Raw genomic sequence first — 23024 nt, 5'->3', positions numbered from 1 at the left:
ATAATTGTGTTCATTCAATTGTATCCCTATGAAACTAAAACAACTCATTTTTGGCTTTGCACTACTTTTGGCACAAGTTACTTTGGCACAAGACTATTATTTGCATTGCGGCTCTATACTTGATACGAAATCAGGCAAATTACTTCCAAATAAAACCATTGTTGTTGCTAAAAACAAAATAGCTAAGATACAAGAAGGTTTTGTTGCCAAAGCCAATCCAAATGATATTGAAGTTAACTTAAAAAACAAATTCGTTTTACCCGGACTAATTGATCTTCATGTTCATATAGAAGGAGAACTAAATTCTAAAAGCTACGTTTCAAAATATATTGACAATGAAGCCGATGTTGCTTTTCAAGCAGTGAATTGCGCTGAAATCACTTTACTAGGCGGTTTTACTACCATCAGAGACTTGGGAGGTACAGGAGTTAATATTTCACTACGAAATGCAATCAACAAAGGACTGATCAAAGGGCCTAGAATTTATACTGCAGGAAAAGCCATTGCCACAACAGGAGGTCATGCCGACCCAACAAACGGGAGCAACAGAAAACTCGTTGGTGACCCAGGTCCACATGAAGGCGTAATCAATTCTCCAGAAGAGGCAGTAAAAGCCGTTAGAGAACGCTATAAAGAAGGAGCAGATGTAATTAAAATCACGGCAACTGGAGGCGTTTTGAGTGTTGCAAAAAGTGGCAAAAACCCCCAATTTTCTATCGAAGAAATAAAAGCTATTACTGCAACGGCCAAAGATTATAATATGCTAACCGCAGCACACGCTCATGGAGACGAAGGCATGCAAAGAGCCATACTGGGCGGAATCAAAACCATTGAACACGGCACTTTTATGAGCGAAGAAACCATGGAACTCATGAAAAAATACGATACTTACTTAGTTCCTACACTAACCGCCGCAAAAGAAGTAGAAAAAAATGCAGAAGTACCCGATTTCTATCCAGAAATAGTAGTGCCTAAAGCTCGCGAAGTAGGTCCTCAAATTAAAGCAACCTTTGCCAAAGCATACAAAAAAGGCGTAAAAATTGCCTTTGGAACCGATGCTGGTGTATTTCCACATGGAATAAATGGAAAAGAATTTGGGTATATGGTCGAAGCTGGAATGCCAGAAATAGAAGCCATTCAAGCTGCAACCATCACCAATGCACAATTACTTGGAATTGATAAAGAAGCTGGACAACTAAAAGAGACTTTTTGGGCGGACATCATCGCTGTAAATGATAATCCTCTCAAAAACATCAAAACATTAGAAGCAGTTTCTTTTGTAATGAAAGACGGAAAAATTTATAAAAACCAATAATACAAAGGCCTCATACCATGAAACAATACCACGACTTAGTTAAACACGTTTTGGAAAACGGCACACAAAAAGGAGATCGTACTGGAACGGGCACCAAGAGTGTATTTGGGTATCAAATGCGTTTTGATTTAGCCGAAGGATTCCCGATAGTAACTACCAAAAAACTACATTTAAAATCCATTATACATGAATTATTATGGTTTTTAAAAGGAGAAACTAACATTGCTTACTTACGAGAACACGGCGTAAAAATATGGGATGCATGGGCGGACAGTAAGGGTGATTTAGGTCCCGTTTACGGCCATCAATGGCGCAATTGGAACAGTGAAGAGATTGATCAAATCTCCGACTTAATTACGGAACTCAAAACCAATCCCAACAGCAGAAGATTATTAGTTTCTGCATGGAACCCATCGGTATTACCTGATACAAAAAAATCTTTTGAAGAAAATGTAGCCAACAACAAAGCTGCATTGCCTCCATGCCACGCTTTTTTTCAATTTTATGTAGCGGATGGAAAACTATCTTGTCAATTGTACCAACGTAGTGCTGACATATTCTTAGGAGTACCTTTCAATATTGCCTCCTATGCTCTATTAACACTTATGATAGCACAAGTTTGTGACCTAGCGCCAGGCGAATTCATTCATACATTTGGTGATGCACACATATACAACAATCATTTTGAACAAATTGAATTGCAACTCTCAAGAGAACCAAGACCTTTGCCGAAAATGACACTAAACCCAAATATAAAAGACATCTTCGCCTTTACATACGAAGATTTCACCTTAGAAAATTACGACCCACATCCTACAATAAAAGGAAGCGTTGCTGTATAAAAAAACCGCTTCTATCGCGGTTTTTTTATATGATCTATAAAGCTAAAATAGAATTTTCAGCACCGGCATAATCATTCCACTTTAAACCATCAGCTTCAGGGTCGTTTAGATAAGCGCCATCAATCCAATATTTAAACTCATAAGAAGAATCTTTTGGCAAATCGAAAACACCTTTAAAAGTACCATTTTTTAATTTTGCCAAAGTACCTTCTTCTACACTCCAGTTATTAAAATCACCTACTACTGCCGCGGAAGCTGCTTCTTTTGCCAAAATAGAAAAAGTAACTTTACACACTGGTTTTGTTTTAACAAATTGTTTTTTAATAGCCATAACTTTTTGATTTTTAAAATTTTAAGACAAGGTAACTGATTTAAAAACAACTACAAACACCTTAGATTCATTTTTATAACTTAATACAAATCAATGTTAAAAATTAAATAAATCAATAATTTAAAGACTAATAAAAAATAAAATTAGAAATTAACAAATTCTCAAAACCATGTAAAACATGATATAGATTATCACTTTTGCAAAATAAATTTTATCTTTATCTACAAAAAAACCATGGATCAAGCCATTCACGAACAATACGAATATGCTAGACGAAGAATTAAGCAAAAAAAGAGATTGTACTTTCATTTTGTACTTTTTGCATTGACTAGTATTTTTTTATTCATAGCACATCGCTTCTTTGCTATTGGAGCAGAGAATAATTGGTGCATATGGATTATTACTTTTTGGGCCTTTTTATTTGTGCTTCACTTTATAAAAGTATTTATAACAGACCGTTTTATGGATAAAAATTGGGAAAGAGATCAAATTGATCGATTAGTAGCTTTGCAACAAAAAAAAATAAGTCAATTGCAACATCAAATTGAAAACGAAACCAAATAAAAAATGATTACACTTATTGCCGCTGTGGCCGATAATCGTGCTTTAGGCAAAAACAACGATTTACTTTGGCACCTCCCCAATGACTTTAAACGATTCAAAGCAATAACTTCGGGTCACTATATCGTTATGGGCAGAAAAACTTTTGAAAGTTTCCCCAAGCCATTACCTAATAGAATCCATGTTATCATTACTCGACAAAAAAATTATCAACCCGAAGGATGCATTGTGGTTGATTCCATAGAAAAAGCGTTTGAAGCTTGTTCTACAACAGATAACATTTATGTCATTGGAGGAGGAGAAATCTACAATTTAGCCATGCCTTATGCCGATCTATTGGACATTACTAGAGTGCATCATGAATTTGAAGCAGATACTTTTTTCCCTGAAATTGATCCTAAAAAGTGGCAATTATCAAAGTCCGAAAAACATTTGAAAGACGAGAAACACCTTTATGATTATAGTTTTGAAACCTATTCCCCGATAAAATAATCAAACGCTATAAAACAAAAAAACATCCTTTTCAGGATGTTTTTCGTTTTGTAAAAGAAATGATTTTGTTAATGACTTTCTAGTAACAGAATTTGAGACAACAATATTAAAATACCAAGAAACAATATTGATCCAGAGACTGAAATAATAATGTTTGATACTTTTTTTGAGTAAAACTCAAAGTAGCCTTTAATACCAAATACCACAAAGATACTAAAGACCAAAAAAATTAAAATTTCCAAAAACAAATTTAATCCTAAGAACGTATTTTGCGCTTGAAAAAAAGTACCACTCACAAGAGCGATATTTTCAAAACTGACAACTAGAACAAAAGTGACTATCAGCGCAATGATAAACAATTTGATTTGAGTCATTAAATTAATTCTAATCATTTATGATTCTTTTACATGACAAATTTGACTAATATTTTCATACTGTACAATACCCACTTTTAGTGATATTTCATTTTTTTTTGACAACCTAAAAATGCACCTTTAAGAAAAGTCAATTCATAAAAATCTAGCTTTGATAATAGAGTTTATAGTATATTTGTAGAAATTTAATACAATGTCAGAAAAAGTTACCCCCTATAAAGATTCACAATTAAGCAAAAAAGAACAGGTCGCCAACATGTTCAACACGATATCAGGAAATTATGATAATTTAAACCGTGTTATTTCTTTTGGCATTGACATTAAATGGCGCAAAAAAGTTTTGGATTTAGTAACAAAATCTAATCCAAGCACCATTCTTGATATTGCAACTGGCACAGGAGATTTAGCCATTTTGATGGCGCAAACCCAGGCTAAAAAAATCATAGGATTAGACATTTCAGCTGGGATGTTAGCAGTAGGAGTTGAAAAAATAGCCTCCAAAAAACTCTCTAACCGTATCGAAATGCTTTTAGGCGACTCCGAGAACATGCCTTTTGAAGACAATTACTTTGATGCCATTACCGTGGCCTTTGGGGTTAGAAACTTTGAAAACCTAGAAAAGGGGCTGTCAGAAATTTTAAGAGTATTAAAACCGGGAGGAACTTTTGTAATTTTAGAAACTTCGGTTCCTGAAAAAACGCCTTACAAGCAAGGTTATCATTTTTATAGTAGAAATATTTTACCTTTAATTGGAAAGTTATTCTCAAAAGACAATACAGCATACGGTTATTTGTCTGAATCATCAGCTGTTTTTCCTTATGGCGAACGATTGAACAATATTTTGAGAAAAACAGGGTTTATAGATGTAAAAGACATGCCTCAAACTTTTGGGGTGGCTTCCATATATTATGCATCAAAAAAATAATTAGAAACTATCCCGTTTCCTATGAAAAAAATACTTGTTCTCTTTTTTATGCTTTGTTTAACCTATGCAAATGCACAAGGAAATAAACGCCTTTTTAGCAAAGACCCAATCATCAATTTAGAAAACTTTCAAAAACAAAAATTGTATTTTGGATTTTATATGGGACTTAATGGTTTTGATTTCAAAATTGATTACAAAGACAACATACCAGATATATTAATAAAAAGAAGTACTGGCTTTAATGTAGGTTTGGTGTCTGATATAAGACTTCAAGAATACATCAACTTAAGATTTGAACCAGGGTTATATTACACCAAAAGAGATTTGTACTACCCTAGTAGCTATTTTCCAACCACACCTACTGCAAGTGATAGATTAAGAGAAGTAAATAGTACTTATATTCATTTTCCTTTATTGGTTAAATTTTCTGCACTACGAACCGGAAATGTTAGACCCTACTTGGTGGGTGGCGGCTCATTTACGTTAAATTTGTCCAGTAATGCTAAATCGTTGGACGACAATGCAGAGGGAAGATTCAGAATGAAATCATGGACAACCAACTATGAATTAGGCTTCGGAATTGATATTTTTTCTGAGTACTTTATTTTTTCACCATCCATACGAGGGGTTTTTGGAATAAATGATGAATTAATAAGAGACAAAGACCCTAATAGCCCTTGGACTAGCAATATTGAATCCATAAAAAACAGAGCTATTTTTATCAACTTTACTTTTCATTAAAAAACCCTACGCTTACATTCACTCAAAACAATTGCTGCGGCAGTAGCTACATTTAAACTTTCGGTTTGCTGTAAGTCACCAAAACGAGGAATTGTAATTTTTTGAGTAACCAAAGCTTCTATTTCTGGAGAAATTCCATTTGCTTCATTTCCTAAAATAATAATTCCTTCAGCCGGAAGCTCTGTGCTATACAAAACATCGCCCTCCATAAAAGTACCCAAAACAGCCAACTTTGTAGCCTTCAAATATGTTTTTAAATCCAAGTAATTCACATTCACTCTTGCTATAGAGCCCATAGTAGCTTGCACTACTTTTGGATTATACAAATCGACTGTTTCTTTTGAGCAAATCACTTGCTTAATTCCAAACCAATCACATAATCTCAAAATCGTCCCCATGTTTCCAGGATCTCGAATGGTGTCTAACGCGACTATTATTCCTTCATTTAAGATTATTCTTTCTTTTGGAATTTTAAAAACAGCCAAACAGGTATTGGGAGTAGTTAGGGCACTAATTTTTTTTAAATCAGCATCAGAAATAACGGTTTTTTGCGTTAACGGAATAGTTTTAAAATCATCAACCGTACTATAAAGATGTTCCAACTCAAAATTAGAACGCAATAACTCATCAATTCCTTTTACGCCTTCGGCAATAAATAATTGATGCGCTAATCTATATTTTTTTTGATGCAAACTCGATATAAGCTTTATTTGGTTTTTACTAACCATAAAAAAATGTACTTTTGAATTAAATTTATTTAGAGCACTTGAAAAAGAATACCACAAAAGTAGTTGCATTTCTTCTAATTGCAATAATTATTTCGGCATGTAATGCTGTAAAACGAGTTCCTGAGGGCAAATTTTTACTAACAAAAAATCAAATAGTAGTAAATGACAAACCCATCAAGGATCAAACGGCATTCGATCAACTGTATCAAAACCCGAACGGAACCATTGTTGGATTCAGATTAAGACTAGCCCTCTATAATGCCGCCAACTTAAATCCAGATTCTACTTATCAAGCCAAATTCACCAACAATCCCGGGAAATACGAAAGAAAAGCCAAGTGGTTGTCTGCAAAACAAGTAGACCGACTTGGAGAATCATTTTATTACAAAGGCATTCATGAATTTCTAAAAAAAGTAGGTGAACCCCCTGTTATTATTGATACAATTAAAACCCAAAAAACGGTTAATCGATTAAATAATTACTATTTCAACAATGGCTATTTCAATGCCAAAACCTCCTACTCTATTGATACCGTTGGCTTTAAAAAAGCAAAAATCAAATACAAAATTGCTTTATCAGATCCTTTTATTTTAGACACCATCAGCAAAGTAATTTCGTCACCAGCCTTAGACTCGCTCTATAATTCGACTAAGGAAAGTAGTTACATCCAATCAGGAAAACAATATAAAACGAGCGATTTTGAAGAAGAAAAAAACAGAATCACCACTTACTTTAGAAACAACGGGGCTTATCACTTTCAGCCCAACAATGTTAGTTTTGACATAGACACCATTGGCAAAAAAAACAAAGCCGATGTAAAAATGATCATTAAAAATTACTCGTATCAAAAAGACGACTCTACTTATACTCTTCCGTTTAAACTTTTTAAAATAAGTGATGTAAAAATTTACACCGATTTTTCCGCCAAAAATCCACCTGAAACCGTAACTGACAGTACAGAATATAAGGGATTTCATCTATACAGCCATGGAAAACTAAAATACAAACCATCTGCAATTACAGATGCTGTTTTCTTGACAAAAGGTTCTTATTTTGGAGACTACAAAACGGTACTTTCTAACCGCTCTCTAAATAATTTAAAAATATTTGGTTATCCTAGTATCCAATATGAAGTAGACCGAAAAGATAGTACCGCTCAATCTCTTATTGCAAAAATATATCTTTCTCCAAGAAAAAAATTCAGCTTTGGAACTACTTTGGAGGCAACCCACTCTAATATCCAAGATTTTGGAATTGGAGCCAGTATAACCGAAACCATTCGAAATGTATTTAACAGAGCCGAAACATTGGAAATTGGTCTTAGAGGCAACATTGGTTCTTCTAAAGATTTTGCCAACCCGAATGATGCATTTTTCAATGTAACCGAATATGGAATCAATTTAAAATTAAACTTCCCTCGCATTTTATTCCCTATCAATACCGACAAAATCATTCCTAAACGAATGATTCCGTATACCCAAATTTCTTCGGGATTCAACAAACAAAGAAACATTGGCTTAGACAAAGAAAACTTTACTGCTTTATTCACCTATAACTGGAACCCAATTCGTAATAATACTGCACGAGTAGAATTGTTGAACGTTCAATTTGTTAGGAATCTGAATCCAGACAATTATTTTAACGTTTACGGCTCCTCGTACAATGCCTTAAATAGAATAGCAAAAGACTTTAACACCAACACAGACTATATAGATTACGAAACAAAAAACCTCATAATTAACTCCGGAACAGATGGATTTATTTATGACGTATTAAACCTTGATACCGATATAAAATTTGATGACAAAGAATTTAAAGAAGTATTAAGTATAGAAGAAAGAAGGCAACGATTAACAGAAAACGACTTTATCCTTGGAACAAGTTACACTTTTACTCAATCTACCAAAAAAGACAACCAGGATAACGAATTTTATCAATTTAAAACCAAAATCGAGTCAGCAGGAACTTTATTAAGCTTGATTGCCAAAGCCAGCAACCTAACAAAAAGCTCATCCGGCAAATACGAAATTTTCAACTTGCCCTATTCAGAATATTTAAAATTGGAATTGGACTATATAAAACATTGGGATTTTTCGAAAGAAAACATTGTTGCCTTTAGAAGTTTCTTCGGCATTGCGCTCCCTTTTGGAAATGCAGATTACATTCCTTTCTCTAGAAGTTATTTTTCTGGAGGAACCAATGACAATAGAGCTTGGCAACCCTACAGTCTAGGACCAGGAAGTAGCGGTTCTATTCTTGATTTCAACGAAGCCAACATGAAGATTGCTTTAAGCGCAGAGTACCGTTTTAAAATTGCGGGAAGTATGAAGGGAGCATTATTTGCCGATGCTGGAAACATTTGGAATGTATCAGATGCAGTAACAGCAGACTCAGCTACTTTCACAAGTCTGAATGACTTAACAGAAATTGCTCTTGGAACAGGATTTGGACTACGATATGATCTTAGCTTCTTTGTAGTTCGATTTGACTTGGGCTTTAAAACCTACAACCCTGCCTACCCGATTGGAAACCGTTGGTTTAAAGATTTAAATTTCACAAAATCGGTCTTAAATTTTGGAATTAATTACCCGTTCTAAAATTAGAAATGATTAATTTTGCAAACTAATATGTAAAAAACAAATAACTTAAAAAATAAGTAAAATGGCACACAACATAAAACCAGGAGTTGCTACTGGAGACCAAGTACAAGAGATATTTAAATATGCAAAAGAGAAAGGCTTCGCGCTTCCAGCAGTAAATGTTACTGGCTCAAACACCATTAATGGAGTTCTTGAAACAGCAGCAAAATTGAACGCACCTGTTATCATTCAATTCTCTAATGGTGGAGCACAATTCAACGCAGGAAAAGGACTTTCTAATGCGGGTGAAAAAGCAGCAATCGCTGGTGGAATCGCTGGTGCAAAACATATTCATACCTTAGCAGAAGCATACGGCGCAACCGTAATTTTACATACTGACCACTGTGCAAAAAAATTATTGCCTTGGATTGATGGTTTGTTAGATGCTTCTGAAGCGCATTTTGCAGCTACAGGAAAACCATTATTTTCTTCACACATGATTGACTTGTCTGAAGAGCCAATAGAAGAAAACATCGAAATCTGTAAAGGTTATTTAGCTCGTATGAGCAAAATGGGAATGACTTTAGAGATTGAGTTAGGTATTACAGGTGGAGAAGAAGATGGTGTAGACAACTCTGATGTTGACAGCTCAAAATTATACACTCAACCTTCTGAAGTATCTTATGCATACGAAGAATTATCAAAAGTAAGCCCACGTTTTACTATTGCAGCTTCTTTTGGAAATGTTCACGGTGTATACAAACCAGGAAACGTAAAATTAACGCCAAAAATCTTGAAAAACTCTCAAGATTATGTTCAAGAAAAATTCAAAACAGGACACAACCCAGTTGATTTTGTATTCCACGGTGGTTCTGGGTCTACTTTAGAAGAAATTAGAGAAGCTATCGGATACGGAGTTATCAAAATGAACATCGATACTGATTTACAATTTGCTTTCACTGAAGGAATTCGTGACTATATGGTGAATAATTTAGAGTATTTAAAAACTCAAATTGGTAACCCAGAAGGTACTGATGCCCCAAACAAAAAATACTATGACCCAAGAAAATGGTTAAGAGAAAGCGAAGTAACTTTTAATGCTAGATTAGAACAAGCATTTGCTGACTTAAACAACGTAAATACACTATAAAAAAGTGATTCACTTTCAATTTTAAGTGTTCAGTTATCAAAACTGATAATTGAACACTTTATTGATTAATAAACAGAATACTTGATTACTGAACACTGAATACTATATAAATGGCTTGGTTTAAAAGAAAAGAAAAAGGAATTACTACCGCTACCGAAGACAAAATGGACATTCCAAAAGGGCTTTGGTACAAATCACCAACAGGGAAAATTATAGACGCTGACGAATTAGCACGTAACTTATATGTTAGCCCTGAAGATGATTTTCATGTTCGAATTGGTAGTGCAACCTATTTTGAAATTTTATTCGACAACAATGAATTTGTTGAATTAGATAAAAACATGACCTCGAAAGACACTTTACATTTCGTAGACACCAAAAAATATTCAGACCGTCTAAAAGATGTGATGGACAAAACACAACTCAAAGATGCTGTTAGAACTGGTGTTGGAAAATCTAAAGGTAAAGAGTTAGTAATTTGCTCTATGGATTTTGCTTTCATCGGAGGATCTATGGGGGCTGTGGTAGGAGAAAAAATTGCCAGAGGAATTGACTATGCCATCCAAAACAAATTACCTTTTGTAATGATTTCCAAATCAGGAGGTGCTCGTATGATGGAAGCGGCCTATTCCTTGATGCAATTGGCCAAAACATCGGTAAAATTAGCACAATTAGCAGAAGCTGGATTACCTTACATCTCTTTATGCACAGACCCAACCACCGGAGGAACCACCGCTTCTTACGCCATGTTAGGTGACATCAACATCTCTGAACCAGGAGCTTTAATTGGATTTGCTGGACCTCGTGTAGTAAGAGACACGACAGGAAAAGATTTACCAGAAGGCTTCCAAACCGCTGAGTTTCTTTTGGAACATGGATTCTTAGATTTCATTACACCAAGAAAAGAATTAAAAGACAAAATCAACTTGTATATCGATTTGATTCAAAACAACGAGATTCGATAAGTCTTTTTACTTTTAAATACAAAATCCCAAGGATTCCTTGGGATTTTTTTTATACTATAAACTAAAATATAATTGTATCGCTAAAACTTCGAATTACATCCCTGTTCGAATGGCCTCAACAGGATCTAAATTAGCAGCAGAAATAGCAGGTAAAATACCCGAAAGCAATCCAATAAAAGCGGCCAAACTTGTCCCTAAAAGAATATTACCAAAGCCTAAAACAAATTCGAAGTCCAACGCATTGGTCAACACAATTGCTATAACCCAAACAAAGAATAATCCAATTAATCCACCAATTAAAGAAAGAATTACCGCCTCAAACAAAAACTGAAACAAAATAAATCGGTTTTTGGCCCCTAAAGATTTTTGAATGCCGATTAAATTGGTTCTTTCCTTTACCGAAACAAACATAATATTCGCTATTCCAAAACCACCAACCAATAAAGAAAAACCACTAATTATCCAGCCAACGACATTCATTTGTCCAATAATTCCATCGATAAAATCGGTAAATCCTGAAAATACATTAATGAAAAAATTGTCAATTTCTCCTGCTTTTAAGCCACGAAAAGCTCTGAGTTTTTGCGTGATTTCACCTTTATAAGCCTCCATATCAACACCTTTTTCGGGTTTTAAAATAATTACGTTCGTCAAACCATCATTATTATCTCCAAATAATTGACGCACAAAATTTACAGGAATAAAAGCAGATGTATCGTCTTCATCAAAAATACCCGAGCCTTTTTTCTTTAGCACGCCAATCACTGTAAAACGCTTCCCGTACAAGCGTACCGTTTTGCCAATTGGATCGCTACCTTCGAATAATGACGAAGCGATCTCATCGCCTAAAACAATCACCGAAGCACCAGAATTAGCCTCGGACTCATTATAAAAACGGCCTTTTTCAAATTCCAACCCTTGAATATCAATAAACTCATGAGAAACTGGCACAATATTTACGTCACTAACTGTTTTTGACTCATGCTTAATAGATTCTCTTTTGGTAAAAATCTGATACGCCATCTGCTCCGTATCGGTCATTGCACCTTTTATATAAATGTATTCATCATATTTCACATTCGGAAACTGTTCTCTTTTCCACTGCGGAATTTCTGAAGGGCCAAAAGAAAACTTCATCAGATAAATGGTGTTTTTATCTAAACTACTCAAATCCTTGGATATTTTTCTATCCAAAGAATCGACCGCTGCCAAAACTGCTATTATTGAAAAAATACCAATGGTAACCCCTAATAAGGAAAGCAAAGTCCTTAATTTATTAGCCAACAATGCATTCATTGCAAAGCTAAAACTCTCTTTCAACAATCGAAGATAAACTAGCATAGACTTAAAAATTGTGTTAAGTAAAATTCATCAAATTTTATTCAAAAACCTAATAAATATAATACTTCCATAAGTACGAATTTAAATAAAAATGTTACAGCATTTCCTGTGAATTTATTTATAAAAATTAACTATTTTTGCACTTTCAAAAAAACTACTACACATGAACACTACTAAAAAAATACAATCAGCCTTAATTTCAGTGTTTTCCAAAGACGGATTAGAGCCAATTGTTAGAAAATTACACGAACAAAACGTTGTTTTTTATTCTACTGGAGGAACCGAAGAATTCATTAAAAACTTAGGCATTCCTGTAATCCCTGTAGAAGACGTAACCTCTTACCCATCTATTCTTGGAGGTAGAGTTAAAACTTTGCACCCAAAAGTATTTGGTGGCATTTTAAATCGTCAAGACAACGAAAGTGATGTGCAACAAATGAAGGAATATGAAATTCCTCAAATCGATTTAGTAATTGTTGATTTGTATCCTTTTGAAAAAACGGTTGCTTCTGGCGCAAGTGAAGCCGATATTATAGAAAAAATTGACATTGGTGGAATTTCATTAATTCGCGCTGGTGCCAAGAATTTTAAAGACACCGTGATTGTTTCATCAATGGATCAGTATGGTTTGTTTTTAGAAATGATTACCAATCAAAATGGAAGCACTACCTTAGAAGACAGAAAACTCTTAGCGACCAAAGCATTTCACGTGTCTTCGCATTATGACGGAGCCATTTTCAACTACTTTACTACCGACGAAACAATTTATAAAGAAAGTATCGCTAACGGTCAAGTCCTTCGTTATGGCGAAAATCCACATCAAAAAGGGTTTTTCTTCGGAGATTTTGAAGCCATGTTCGATAAAGTTCACGGAAAAGAATTATCTTATAACAATTTACTAGATGTTGATGCTGCCGTAAACTTAATCAATGAGTTCAAAACCGATGGCCCTACCTTTGCCATTTTGAAACACAATAACGCTTGTGGACTAGCCACTAGAACCACTATTAGCGAAGCCTACAACGCTGCATTAGCTTGCGATCCAACCTCTGCTTTTGGCGGTGTTCTTATATCCAATACCAAAATAGATCTTGCTACAGCCACAGAAATCAACAAATTATTCTGCGAAGTTGTAATTGCACCTGCTTATGACCCAGAATCTTTGACAATTTTAGAAGAAAAGAAAAATAGAATCATCTTAATTCAAAACGAAGTCGCCTTACCAGAAAGACAAGTTCGTACTTGCTTAAATGGATTATTGGTTCAAGACCGAAACACTATTACCGATAAAGCAGAAGACTTAAAAACGGTAACTATAACCGCTCCAACTGAGCAAGAAGTTAAAGATCTGATTTTTGCTTCGAAAGTGTGTAAAAACACCAAATCAAATACGATTGTTTTTGCTAAAAACGGTACGCTTATTGCATCAGGAACAGGCCAGACCTCAAGAGTTGATGCTTTGATGCAAGCTGTAGAAAAAGCAAAAACATTTGGATTTAGCTTAGAAGGTGCTTCTATGGCAAGCGACGCCTTCTTCCCTTTTCCTGACTGTGTAGAATTAGCCAAAAAAGCAGGAATTACCGCTGTCATACAGCCTGGAGGATCCATTAAAGATGAGTTAAGTATCAACTATTGCAACGAAAACAATTTGGCAATGGTATTTACAGGAACTCGTCATTTTAAACATTAATTTGTTTAACTTTGTTTAATAATTTTTACAATACATAAAAACCTATGGGATTTTTTGATTTCATGACTGAGGATATCGCGATAGACCTTGGTACCGCAAACACTTTAATCATTCACAATGATAAAGTAGTTATTGACAGTCCTTCTATTGTCGCTAGAGATAGAGTATCAGGCAAAATCATTGCCGTTGGCAAAGAAGCCAATATGATGCAAGGAAAAACGCATGAAAACATAAAAACAATTAGACCATTAAAAGATGGTGTAATTGCAGATTTTGATGCTTCTGAAAAAATGATCAGTATGTTCATCAAAAGTATCCCTGCGCTAAATAAAAAAATGTTTACTCCAGCATTGCGTATGGTTATCTGCATTCCATCAGGGATTACCGAAGTTGAAATGCGTGCCGTAAAAGAATCTTGTGAACGGGTAAACGGTAAAGAAGTTTACTTAATTCATGAACCAATGGCAGCCGCAATCGGTATCGGTATTGACATTATGCAACCTAAAGGAAACATGATTGTAGATATTGGAGGAGGTACTACTGAAATTGCTGTAATTGCTTTGGGCGGTATTGTTTGTGACAAATCTGTAAAAATAGCAGGGGATGTATTCACAAATGACATCGTTTACTATATGCGCACCCAACACAACCTTTTTGTTGGAGAAAGCACCGCTGAAAAAATAAAAATCCAAATTGGAGCTGCTATAGAGGATTTAGAGAGTCCGCCAGAAGATATGTCTGTTCAAGGACGTGATTTATTAACTGGTAAACCAAAACAAGTAGAGGTTTCTTATCGTGAAATTGCGAAGGCATTAGACAAATCGATACAAAGAATAGAGGATGCTGTGATGGAAACCCTTTCGCAAACACCTCCAGAATTAGCAGCCGATATATACAATACAGGGATATATCTAGCTGGCGGAGGCTCTATGCTAAGAGGACTTGACAAACGAATTTCTCAAAAAACAGATTTACCAGTATATATTGCTGAAGATCCATTGAGAGCTGTTGTACGAGGAACCGGTATGGCCTTAAAAAATATTACTAAATTTAAAAGTATCTTGATTAAATAAGCGTTTACAAAAGTCAACTTAAATATAACCCATCCTCTAATTATCACTTAATTATTCCATTACAAAATGCAGCAAATATTTAATTTTATTACTAGAAACAGTTATAGAATACTGTTTTTGCTGCTTTTGGGAATATCATTAACACTCACTATTCAGTTTCATTCCTTTCACAGAAGCAAAGTCATAAGCTCCGCTAATGTAGTAAGTGGCAGCATTTATAAAGAAATAAATGAAACCAAAGAATACTTAAACTTAAGAAAAGAAAACGAAGACTTAGCACTAGAAAACGCGATGTTGAGGAGCCTACTCTTTCAGGTTAAAGATTCTGCTTTTATGTCAAAACTCGACACTATTAAAGGAGTTAAACCCTCGGATATTGTAGTTGCCAAGGTAATCAAGAACTCCTATAGTGTTTACGAAAATTACCTTACCCTTGACGCAGGTGCCAAACAAGGCATTAAACCTGATATGGCTGTAATCAATAGTCTTGGAATCGTAGGAATTACGGATGACACTTCAGAAAACTACTCAACTGTAATTAGTATTTTGAACAAAAAGTCAAGAATTAATGCCAAAATAAAAAAGTCCAATCATTTTGGATCATTGATTTGGGACGGAAAAAGTACAGGTTTCGTTCAATTGGTCGATGTGCCTAGACTTGCTACCATTCATAAGGGCGATACAGTTGTTACAGGAGGTCAATCTGTCATTTTCCCAGAAAACATTAACATCGGTACCATTCATAGAGTTTTTCGTGATAAGGATAATCAAACTAATTTTTATACTCTCGAAGTAAAACTATTTAACGACATGACGAATTTGGGTCATGTTTATATTCTTAAAAGCAAAGGAAAAGAAGAAATTACAAAATTAGAAAACCAAAGAAAGAAGGATGAATAGTACATTGATTGTAAATTTTTTCCGTTTTATAGCATTATTAGCAATACAAGTCGTTGTTTTTAATAATATGAATTTCTATGGCTATATAAGTCCCTTTCCTTATATTTTATATATTATATTGTATCCTGTAAACGGAAATAAATCAACATTGCTTGCCTCAAGTTTTATGCTCGGTTTGATTATGGATATGTTTACAAATTCGGGTGGAGTACATGCCACAGCTTGTTTAATTTTGGCTTACTATAGACCTTATATTTTCAAATTCTCTTTTGGTCTTAGCTACGAATACCAAACGGTAAAACTGAACGATGTATTGACCCCTGAACGGTTCTCTTTTTTGCTCATATCCATTCTTTTACATCATATCATTCTTTTTACATTAGAAGCATTTGAATTTAGTTTTATCCTAGATGTAGTATTGAGAACCTTACTAAGCGCTGCTTTTACCTTATTGTTATCCATCACCATTATATACCTTATTAAGCCAAATAAACGATGAGAAAAGTCTTGTTGCCTGCTTTAATTATTATTGGCGCTGCACTGCTTGTAATTCGAATATTTTACCTTCAAATCATTGATGACACTTTTAAATTAAAGTCCGAAAACAATGCTATAAAGATAAAATACGATTATCCTGAGCGTGGTTATATTTATGACCGATTTGGAAAACTATTGGTTGCCAATCAAGCCTCCTATGATATCATGGTAATTCCTAGAGAGATCAAAAATTTAGACACCTTAGAATTTTGTCAACTTCTAAATATAAAAAAAGAGGATTTTATTAAAAACATCGAAAAGGCTAAAGTATACAGCCCAAGACTTCCTTCGGTCTTTTTATCACAATTAAACAAAGTTGAATTTGCAGCTTTTCAGGAAAAAATAAGAAATTTTGAAGGTTTCTATTTTCAAAAAAGATCCTTACGAGATTACCAAGCCAATTTTGGTGCCAATATTTTTGGTTTTATCACCCAAGTAAATGACAACATCATCAAAAAGAACCCATACTATAAAAGTGGTGATTTAATTGGCAAACAAGGAGTAGAAGAAAGCTATGAAGAAATTCTGAGGGGAATTAAAGGAGTAACCTATACACAGAAAGACAAATACAATCGTGAAATCGGGCCTTACAAAGACGGACGTTACGATACAATAGCCGTTCCTGGAAAAGACATTACGCTAACAATAGATGCAGAAATTCAAAAGTATGGCGAAGAATTGATGATCAATAAAAGAGGTGGAATTGTTGCCATTGAACCTAAGACTGGAGAAATTCTGGCTTTAATAACAGCCCCCTCTTATGATCCTGGCATTCTAGTAGGAAGACAACGTTCAAAAAACTACACCAAATTGTATCGTGATTCTATTGCAAAACCGCTATATGACCGAGGACTTTTGGCTGAATATCCCCCAGGTTCTCCTTTCAAAATCATGACGGGACTTGTAGCGCTTCAAGAACAGGTTATTGATGAAAACACAACCGTAGCCTGTCATCACGGATTCAGTTATGCAAGAGGCCGTTTTATGCGTTGTCACTGCCGTGGAGGTTTATTGCAATTACACAGAGGAATCTATGAATCTTGTAATGCCTATTTTGGAACGGCTTACATGAGAACTATTAATAAGTATGCTAAACCAAGTTATGCTGTTGACGTATGGAGTAACCACGTAAAAAGTTTTGGTCTAGGTCAATTTATGGGATATGATTTACCAACAGGACGTAGAGGAAAAATCCCTACATCAGCTACCTACAAAAAAATGTATCCAAACGGGGGCTGGAGAAGTACGGCTATTGTATCAAATGCCATCGGACAAGGTGAAGTTTTAATGACTCCAATTCAATTAGCCAATATGATGGCAACTGTTGCTAATGAAGGCTATTATTACACGCCTCACATCATTAAAAAAATTGCAGGCACCACTATTGATAAAAAATTCACAACGAAACATGTTACTACTGTAGATAAAAGCCACTTTAAACCCATCATCAGCGGTCTATTTGACGTTTATAATATGGGAACCGCTGCTAGTCTAAGAGTAGAAGGCATTGACATCTGTGGAAAAACGGGTACAGCAGAAAATTTTGCAAAAATTAATGGGGTTAGGACGCAATTAAAAGATCACTCTATTTTTGTGGCATTTGCACCAAAAGACAATCCAAAAATCGCTATTGCCATTATGATTGAAAACGGAGGCTTTGGCGCTACAATTGCAGGACCGATTGCCAGTTTGATGATTGAAAAATATTTAAAGAAAAAAATCACAAGAACGGATCTTGAAACTAGAATACTCAACACAAGTTTGCAAGGTCAATATGCAAAATTAGGTGGATTGAATGAGGATGTAAAAAGAGAGTTACGAATTAAAGATTCTATTGCACAACTCAAATTAAAGAAACAAAATCCAAAACTTACGACTGAAGTAAAAACGGACAGTACTAAGAAAAACTAAATCATTTGTACTAAAATGAAAAACCAAAGTATAACTAGCAATATTGACTGGATTTGTGTACTAATTTACATAGCACTTGTTGTTTTAGGATGGCTAAACATTTACTCTTCTTCTCTATCCTCTGAAGAAGGCACCTCAGACAAACAATTGATATTTATACTATTTGCTATTCCGTTAATCTTTACAGTGCTTTATGTAGACGGCAAGTTCTATGAAAAATATGCGTCTATTATTTTTGCAGTTTCGCTAATATCATTACTCGGTTTATTTGCGTTTGGAAAAACAATTGCTGGACAAAGATGCTGGTATGCCATTGGTAGTTTCACCCTACAACCCTCAGAGTTTGCAAAAGCTGCAACAGCTCTAGCCTTGGCAAAGTATCTGAGTGACCCGCAGATCAACCTTAAAGAATTTAACAGACAGATTCAAGCATTAGCGATAGTATTTTTGCCTGTAATGCTCATTTTACCTCAGCCAGACCCAGGTAGTGCACTTGTTTACAGCATCTTTATCATAGTCCTCTATCGCGAAGGTTTGCCAGGATGGTATGTTGGGACCGGGTTTGCTATCATACTTCTTTTTGTATTAACGTTAGTTCTAGAAACCTATGTTGTAATTCTATTCGCCGCATTGGTGCTGCTGGCCATACATTTTAAATCACGTTTAGCCGATAGAAATATCCTCAGAAGTTTTCTGATTTTAGCTTTAATTTCAGGATTTGTTTTTTCAGTAAGTTTTGTATTCGACCATGTATTCAAACAACACCACAGAGATCGTTTTAATATCGTATTGGGCAAAGCTGTAGACGACAAAGGATTTGGCTACAACACCAATCAATCTGAAATCGCCATTGGTTCTGGAGGTTGGTTAGGAAAAGGATTTTTAGAAGGCACTCAAACTAAAGGAGGATTTGTTCCAGAACAACATACCGATTATATCTTTACTACAGTTGGAGAAGAATGGGGCTTTTTGGGCGCAAGTGTAGTTATTTCCTTGTTTGTCATTTTGTTATTGCGCATCATTTATTTAGCTGAAAGACAAAAAACGAAATTTAGCCGTGTTTATGGCTATTCCGTTGCTGCCATACTATTCTTGCACTTTTTTGTAAACATAGCAATGGTAGCTGGTGTCTTCCCTACAATTGGTATTCCGTTGCCTTTCTTTTCTTATGGAGGTTCTGGGCTCTGGGGATTCACCATTTTACTGTTTATTTTTATTAAGATGGATGCCAATAAAGTAAATGAATGGTAAGTCAATTAAAACTCCATTCTTTGTAGCTTACATTTTTTTCTAATTGATTTTCAATAGTATCTGGCAGCTCTGGAAAAAAATCTATTCCCGTTAATTTTTCTAATTGATCAACAGACACCACATATTCATATAGAGGTTTAGTGCTTGCATTATTTGGAATCAAAAAAGCAATTAAACGGTATTTACCCTGATTTTCATCCAAAACTATTTTGTAAAAATAATTGGGTACTGCTACTTTTTCTTTGCCAATAGTTTTTAAATTTGGAGCTAAAACCCCTGCTGTAACAATAAATAATCCATCATATTTTACCGCCCAGTATCTAACTTTTTCTTCTAATCGATTCCATATTCCGCTATTGAATTTATGGTCTTGAGGCGAAATATTTGAGGTTAAAAATGTAGCTTCATAGGCTTTTTTATTAAATCCTCTATCAGCTGCAGGACATAAGTGCCCTTTGTCATAGCCTGATTTCTTATAATTGCGCCAATCGGCTGAATTTGTAGTTACTTTATCATCTTGAATAAAAAAAGGACGTTTAAAGTGGACATTAACAACCTGTTCTTTCTTTAATTCATAAGCTACCCATCCCGCTTGTTCGTACTTTTCATTATAGGATAAAATATAAAAATCATGATCTACAATTGCTTTAGTGGTAGACTTTGGTAGAAAATCTATCTTAGCCGTATTGAATTGATCAAAAGCAAATAATGCAATAGAAATGGTATCAGATTTAACCCCATCAACTTTACCATTTTGTTCTTCTACAAAAGAAAAAAATGGGATAAAAAGGAATAAAATAAATACTTACTCATTTTTTAATGCTTAAGAGATTAAACAAAAACGACCCAAAATAAGTTATTTTGAGTCGTTTTCCGAAAAAATAATCTGATTAGGATTTGACCAATTTACTACTCAAGGCTTTTGAAGGCATTGATTTTACGATAGTCTTCGGTTGCAAATCATCCAAGACATTAAGTGCTTCTTCAACATAAATATCTTTAGACAAGCTCTCGTGCCATCTTTCTCTTTTTTCTTTTAATGTTGGATCTTTTTTGTACTCTTCGATTTCATAAGGTAAAGAAGAAAACTTCAATTGATTTTTATACTCAAAAATTGGCTTATACTTTTTAGCCTTTTCTTCTACGCTATTTTGTGCGGTTCTAAATTTATCAATATTTAAGCTGTATGTATTCTCGTTGCTTTTACTATCAATCCATTTAGCGTTTTCTTCTATTAATTTAAACTGAGGATTTTCAGCAATTCTAGCTTTACTTTTGGCAATGGCTTTATCAAAATTTTCAGTGTTTTTCCATTGCGTAAAAGGAGCAGCGTCAATCTTGTCCCATGGCATAGCATTATCAACATCGCGTTCGCCCATCTTTAGATAAGCATAACGATCTGGCATTACTACATCACTACTAACACCTTCACGCTGAGTAGACCCACCATTGATTCTATAAAATTTTTGAGTAGTCGTTTTTAAAGCTCCTAAATCACCCACAGAACTATTACGGACAAATTGATTCAAATCAATCACGTTTTGAACTGTTCCTTTTCCGTAGGTTTGCTTGCTACCAATAATAATTCCGCGTTTGTAATCTTGGATAGCAGCCGCTAAAATCTCTGATGCAGAAGCTGAAAAACTATTCACCATAATTACCAATGGGCCATCCCATTCTATTTTTGGATCCCTATCGTAAAGCACTTCTTTTTTCTTGCCCGCAGATTTCACTTGAACAATTGGCCCCTCTTGAATAAAAAGTCCAGCAATATCAACTACAGTAGACAAAGAGCCACCTCCATCATCTCTTACATCTAAAACAATTCCGTTTACTTTAGCTTGCTTCAAACGTTCTACCTCAATAGCAATATCTTTACCCGCATCACGTCCGTCACGATTTTCAAAATCGATATAAAATTTTGGCAAATAAATCACTCCATAACGCAATCCGTTTTTCTCCACCACACTAGATTTAGCATACGTTTCTTCAATTTCAACAATATCACGAACAATAGAAATGTTTTTAATAGTTCCATCCACCTTTTTTACTGTTAAACGAACAATAGTGCCTTTCGGACCTTTAATCTTTTTAACAACATCATCCAAACGCATTCCTACCACATCAACAGGTTCGGCACTAGCTTGACCTACTTTCAAAATAACATCTCCAGCCTCGAGTTGTCGACCTCTCCAAGCAGGACCGCCTGAAATCAATTCACTGATTTCTGTAAAATCATTTTTCTTTTGCAAACGAGCGCCAATTCCTTCGAGTTTCCCACTCATGCTCACGTCAAAACGTTCTTTTTCTTCTGGTGCAAAATAGCTTGTATGCGGATCAAAGCGAGTCATAATGGAATTGATATACACCGTAAACCAATCATCTCTGGTCAATTCTTTAATAAAACCAAAAGATTCGTCTAAAGACTTTCCAATATTCACTCTACTTTCTGCTTCTAATTCTGCAAAAGTCTTTATTTTCGTATTTTTATCTGCTTTTAAATTAGCATCCATTCCTAAATCAGAACTTAACTCTTCTGTTTTAGTTGTTTCTGCACCTTCAACTGCTTTCCCTTTACTTTCTTGCAAACGCAAACGCTCCGTAATAGAAGACAAGGCAGACAATTTCATTTGTTTACGCCATCTTTCTACCAATTCTTTATTGTTTTTAGCATAAGGCATTTTTTCATAATCCGTGTCGAAACTTTCATCGATAGAAAAATTATTCGGAGTAGCCAATAATGCTTTGTAGACTTTCTTGCTTTCTTCCATACGAACCATCAAGCGAGAATAAGTCAACTCGAAAAACGTTAATTCCTTATTGTTGATTTGGTCATCTAAATCCAATTCGTATTTAGCAAATTCATCGATATCTGATTGCAAGAAAAAGCGTTTAGAGGGATCTAAGGCTTGAATATAATCTTTATACACCCCTTTTGAAAATTCGTCATCCATAACCGCCGGATCATAATGCCCTTTTTCAATTACAAAAGTCAACAACTCTAACAAGAGTCTATCTCTTTCAGGATCTACAGTGTCCTTCTTTGTACCATTAATGGTAAAAGCAAACAAGACTCCTGACAAGCATAATGTAGCAAGTATAATTTTAAAATTTTTTCTCATAAAAGTAATAATAGCATTCATCAATCAAATGTGTAATTTATGTAAAGATAAAGCCAAGAAACATTGGCTCTTTATAAATTTTTGTTAAAGATATAAAAATGTTGATAGGATTTAATTTTTATGAAAAAAGTTAACAAAAAAAAGGGCTTAGCTCCTTTTTAATACGAACCCCTAGTATATTTGTGAAAATTTAAAT

Annotated in this window: 21 protein-coding genes; 15 read left to right on the top strand and 6 right to left on the bottom strand. The window is 34.7% G+C overall.

Annotation, left to right across the window (positions count from 1 at the left end; translation table 11 throughout):
* Window positions 1-28 precede the first annotated feature (28 nt).
* Window positions 29-1315 carry a metal-dependent hydrolase family protein gene (locus FLB_RS08720; protein ID WP_064715562.1) on the top strand — a complete coding sequence of 429 codons (1287 nt, stop codon included), beginning with the start codon at window positions 29-31 and terminating at the stop codon, window positions 1313-1315.
* Window positions 1316-1332: 17 nt separating this feature from the next.
* Window positions 1333-2157 (top strand): thymidylate synthase, encoded by an 825-nt coding sequence (locus tag FLB_RS08715; RefSeq protein WP_064715561.1) that lies wholly within the window; start codon window positions 1333-1335, stop codon window positions 2155-2157.
* 34 nt (window positions 2158-2191) lie between these two features.
* Here FLB_RS08715 and FLB_RS08710 read toward each other — a convergent pair whose 3' ends face one another.
* Window positions 2192-2488 carry an isoamylase early set domain-containing protein gene (locus tag FLB_RS08710; protein ID WP_064715560.1) on the bottom strand — a complete coding sequence of 99 codons (297 nt, stop codon included), beginning with the start codon at window positions 2486-2488 and terminating at the stop codon, window positions 2192-2194.
* Window positions 2489-2722: 234 nt separating this feature from the next.
* Here FLB_RS08710 and FLB_RS08705 point away from each other — a divergent pair, with 234 nt between their 5' ends.
* Complete coding sequence (locus FLB_RS08705) at window positions 2723-3052, top strand: 2TM domain-containing protein (RefSeq protein WP_064715559.1); 330 nt, start codon at window positions 2723-2725, stop codon at window positions 3050-3052.
* A gap of 3 nt (window positions 3053-3055) precedes the next feature.
* Window positions 3056-3541 (top strand): dihydrofolate reductase, encoded by a 486-nt coding sequence (locus FLB_RS08700; protein ID WP_064715558.1) that lies wholly within the window; start codon window positions 3056-3058, stop codon window positions 3539-3541.
* Between the two features lie 68 nt (window positions 3542-3609).
* Here FLB_RS08700 and FLB_RS08695 read toward each other — a convergent pair whose 3' ends face one another.
* A complete protein-coding gene (locus FLB_RS08695) occupies window positions 3610-3933 on the bottom strand; it encodes a hypothetical protein (RefSeq protein ID WP_231891067.1) in 324 nt (107 codons plus the stop codon).
* A gap of 175 nt (window positions 3934-4108) precedes the next feature.
* On the opposite strand from FLB_RS08695, the gene ubiE reads away from it, so the two are divergent.
* A complete protein-coding gene (ubiE, locus tag FLB_RS08690; RefSeq protein WP_064715557.1) occupies window positions 4109-4840 on the top strand; it encodes a bifunctional demethylmenaquinone methyltransferase/2-methoxy-6-polyprenyl-1,4-benzoquinol methylase UbiE in 732 nt (243 codons plus the stop codon).
* Between the two features lie 21 nt (window positions 4841-4861).
* Window positions 4862-5581, top strand: a complete 720-nt coding sequence (locus FLB_RS08685) for a porin family protein (RefSeq protein WP_064715556.1) — start codon at window positions 4862-4864, stop codon at window positions 5579-5581.
* Here FLB_RS08685 and FLB_RS08680 read toward each other — a convergent pair.
* Window positions 5578-6309 carry a TrmH family RNA methyltransferase gene (locus FLB_RS08680; protein WP_064715555.1) on the bottom strand — a complete coding sequence of 244 codons (732 nt, stop codon included), beginning with the start codon at window positions 6307-6309 and terminating at the stop codon, window positions 5578-5580. The genes FLB_RS08685 and FLB_RS08680 overlap by 4 nt on opposite strands.
* A 38-nt stretch (window positions 6310-6347) precedes the next feature.
* Here FLB_RS08680 and FLB_RS08675 point away from each other — a divergent pair, with 38 nt between their 5' ends.
* The 3 genes from FLB_RS08675 to accD all read left to right on the top strand — a co-directional run bounded on the left by FLB_RS08675 (window position 6348) and on the right by accD (window position 11003).
* Window positions 6348-8906 carry a BamA/TamA family outer membrane protein gene (locus FLB_RS08675; protein WP_082923252.1) on the top strand — a complete coding sequence of 853 codons (2559 nt, stop codon included), beginning with the start codon at window positions 6348-6350 and terminating at the stop codon, window positions 8904-8906.
* A gap of 64 nt (window positions 8907-8970) precedes the next feature.
* A complete protein-coding gene (fbaA, locus tag FLB_RS08670; protein ID WP_064715554.1) occupies window positions 8971-10038 on the top strand; it encodes a class II fructose-bisphosphate aldolase in 1068 nt (355 codons plus the stop codon).
* Window positions 10039-10148: 110 nt separating this feature from the next.
* On the top strand, window positions 10149-11003 hold the full coding sequence (gene accD, locus FLB_RS08665; RefSeq protein WP_064715553.1) for an acetyl-CoA carboxylase, carboxyltransferase subunit beta: 855 nt from the start codon (window positions 10149-10151) through the stop codon (window positions 11001-11003).
* A 93-nt stretch (window positions 11004-11096) separates the two neighbouring features.
* On the opposite strand, the gene FLB_RS08660 is transcribed toward accD, so the two are convergent.
* Window positions 11097-12344 (bottom strand): ABC transporter permease, encoded by a 1248-nt coding sequence (locus FLB_RS08660; RefSeq protein WP_064715552.1) that lies wholly within the window; start codon window positions 12342-12344, stop codon window positions 11097-11099.
* Between the two features lie 163 nt (window positions 12345-12507).
* On the opposite strand from FLB_RS08660, the gene purH reads away from it, so the two are divergent.
* The 6 genes from purH (at window position 12508) to rodA (ending at window position 19706) form a co-directional block, all read left to right on the top strand.
* Window positions 12508-14034, top strand: coding sequence for a bifunctional phosphoribosylaminoimidazolecarboxamide formyltransferase/IMP cyclohydrolase (gene purH, locus FLB_RS08655; protein WP_064715551.1), 1527 nt, complete (start codon window positions 12508-12510; stop codon window positions 14032-14034).
* Between the two features lie 44 nt (window positions 14035-14078).
* Window positions 14079-15107 carry a rod shape-determining protein gene (locus tag FLB_RS08650; protein ID WP_064715550.1) on the top strand — a complete coding sequence of 343 codons (1029 nt, stop codon included), beginning with the start codon at window positions 14079-14081 and terminating at the stop codon, window positions 15105-15107.
* A gap of 66 nt (window positions 15108-15173) precedes the next feature.
* Entirely contained in the window at window positions 15174-16007 is an 834-nt protein-coding gene (mreC, locus tag FLB_RS08645; RefSeq protein WP_064715549.1) for a rod shape-determining protein MreC, read from the top strand.
* Window positions 16000-16506 carry a hypothetical protein gene (locus FLB_RS08640; protein WP_064715548.1) on the top strand — a complete coding sequence of 169 codons (507 nt, stop codon included), beginning with the start codon at window positions 16000-16002 and terminating at the stop codon, window positions 16504-16506. The genes mreC and FLB_RS08640 overlap by 8 nt, the downstream gene beginning before the upstream one ends.
* Complete coding sequence (mrdA, locus tag FLB_RS08635) at window positions 16503-18455, top strand: penicillin-binding protein 2 (protein WP_064715547.1); 1953 nt, start codon at window positions 16503-16505, stop codon at window positions 18453-18455. The genes FLB_RS08640 and mrdA overlap by 4 nt, the downstream gene beginning before the upstream one ends.
* 15 nt (window positions 18456-18470) lie before the next feature.
* Complete coding sequence (gene rodA, locus FLB_RS08630; RefSeq protein ID WP_064715546.1) at window positions 18471-19706, top strand: rod shape-determining protein RodA; 1236 nt, start codon at window positions 18471-18473, stop codon at window positions 19704-19706.
* Window position 19707: 1 nt separating this feature from the next.
* Here the strand turns inward: rodA and FLB_RS08625 are convergent, their stop codons facing one another.
* Together FLB_RS08625 and FLB_RS08620 are read right to left on the bottom strand one after the other, a co-directional pair.
* Window positions 19708-20349 (bottom strand): DNA/RNA non-specific endonuclease, encoded by a 642-nt coding sequence (locus FLB_RS08625; protein ID WP_317039026.1) that lies wholly within the window; start codon window positions 20347-20349, stop codon window positions 19708-19710.
* A 247-nt stretch (window positions 20350-20596) separates the two neighbouring features.
* Complete coding sequence (locus FLB_RS08620) at window positions 20597-22849, bottom strand: carboxy terminal-processing peptidase (protein WP_064715544.1); 2253 nt, start codon at window positions 22847-22849, stop codon at window positions 20597-20599.
* Between the last annotated feature and the right edge of the window lie 175 nt (window positions 22850-23024).

Origin of the sequence: Flavobacterium succinicans (assembly GCF_001662485.1) — a bacterium.
Lineage (GTDB): Bacteria > Bacteroidota > Bacteroidia > Flavobacteriales > Flavobacteriaceae > Flavobacterium > Flavobacterium succinicans_A.
The sequence above is the reverse complement of the archived record's forward strand: the minus strand, read 5'-3'. Positions and strand labels throughout refer to the sequence as shown.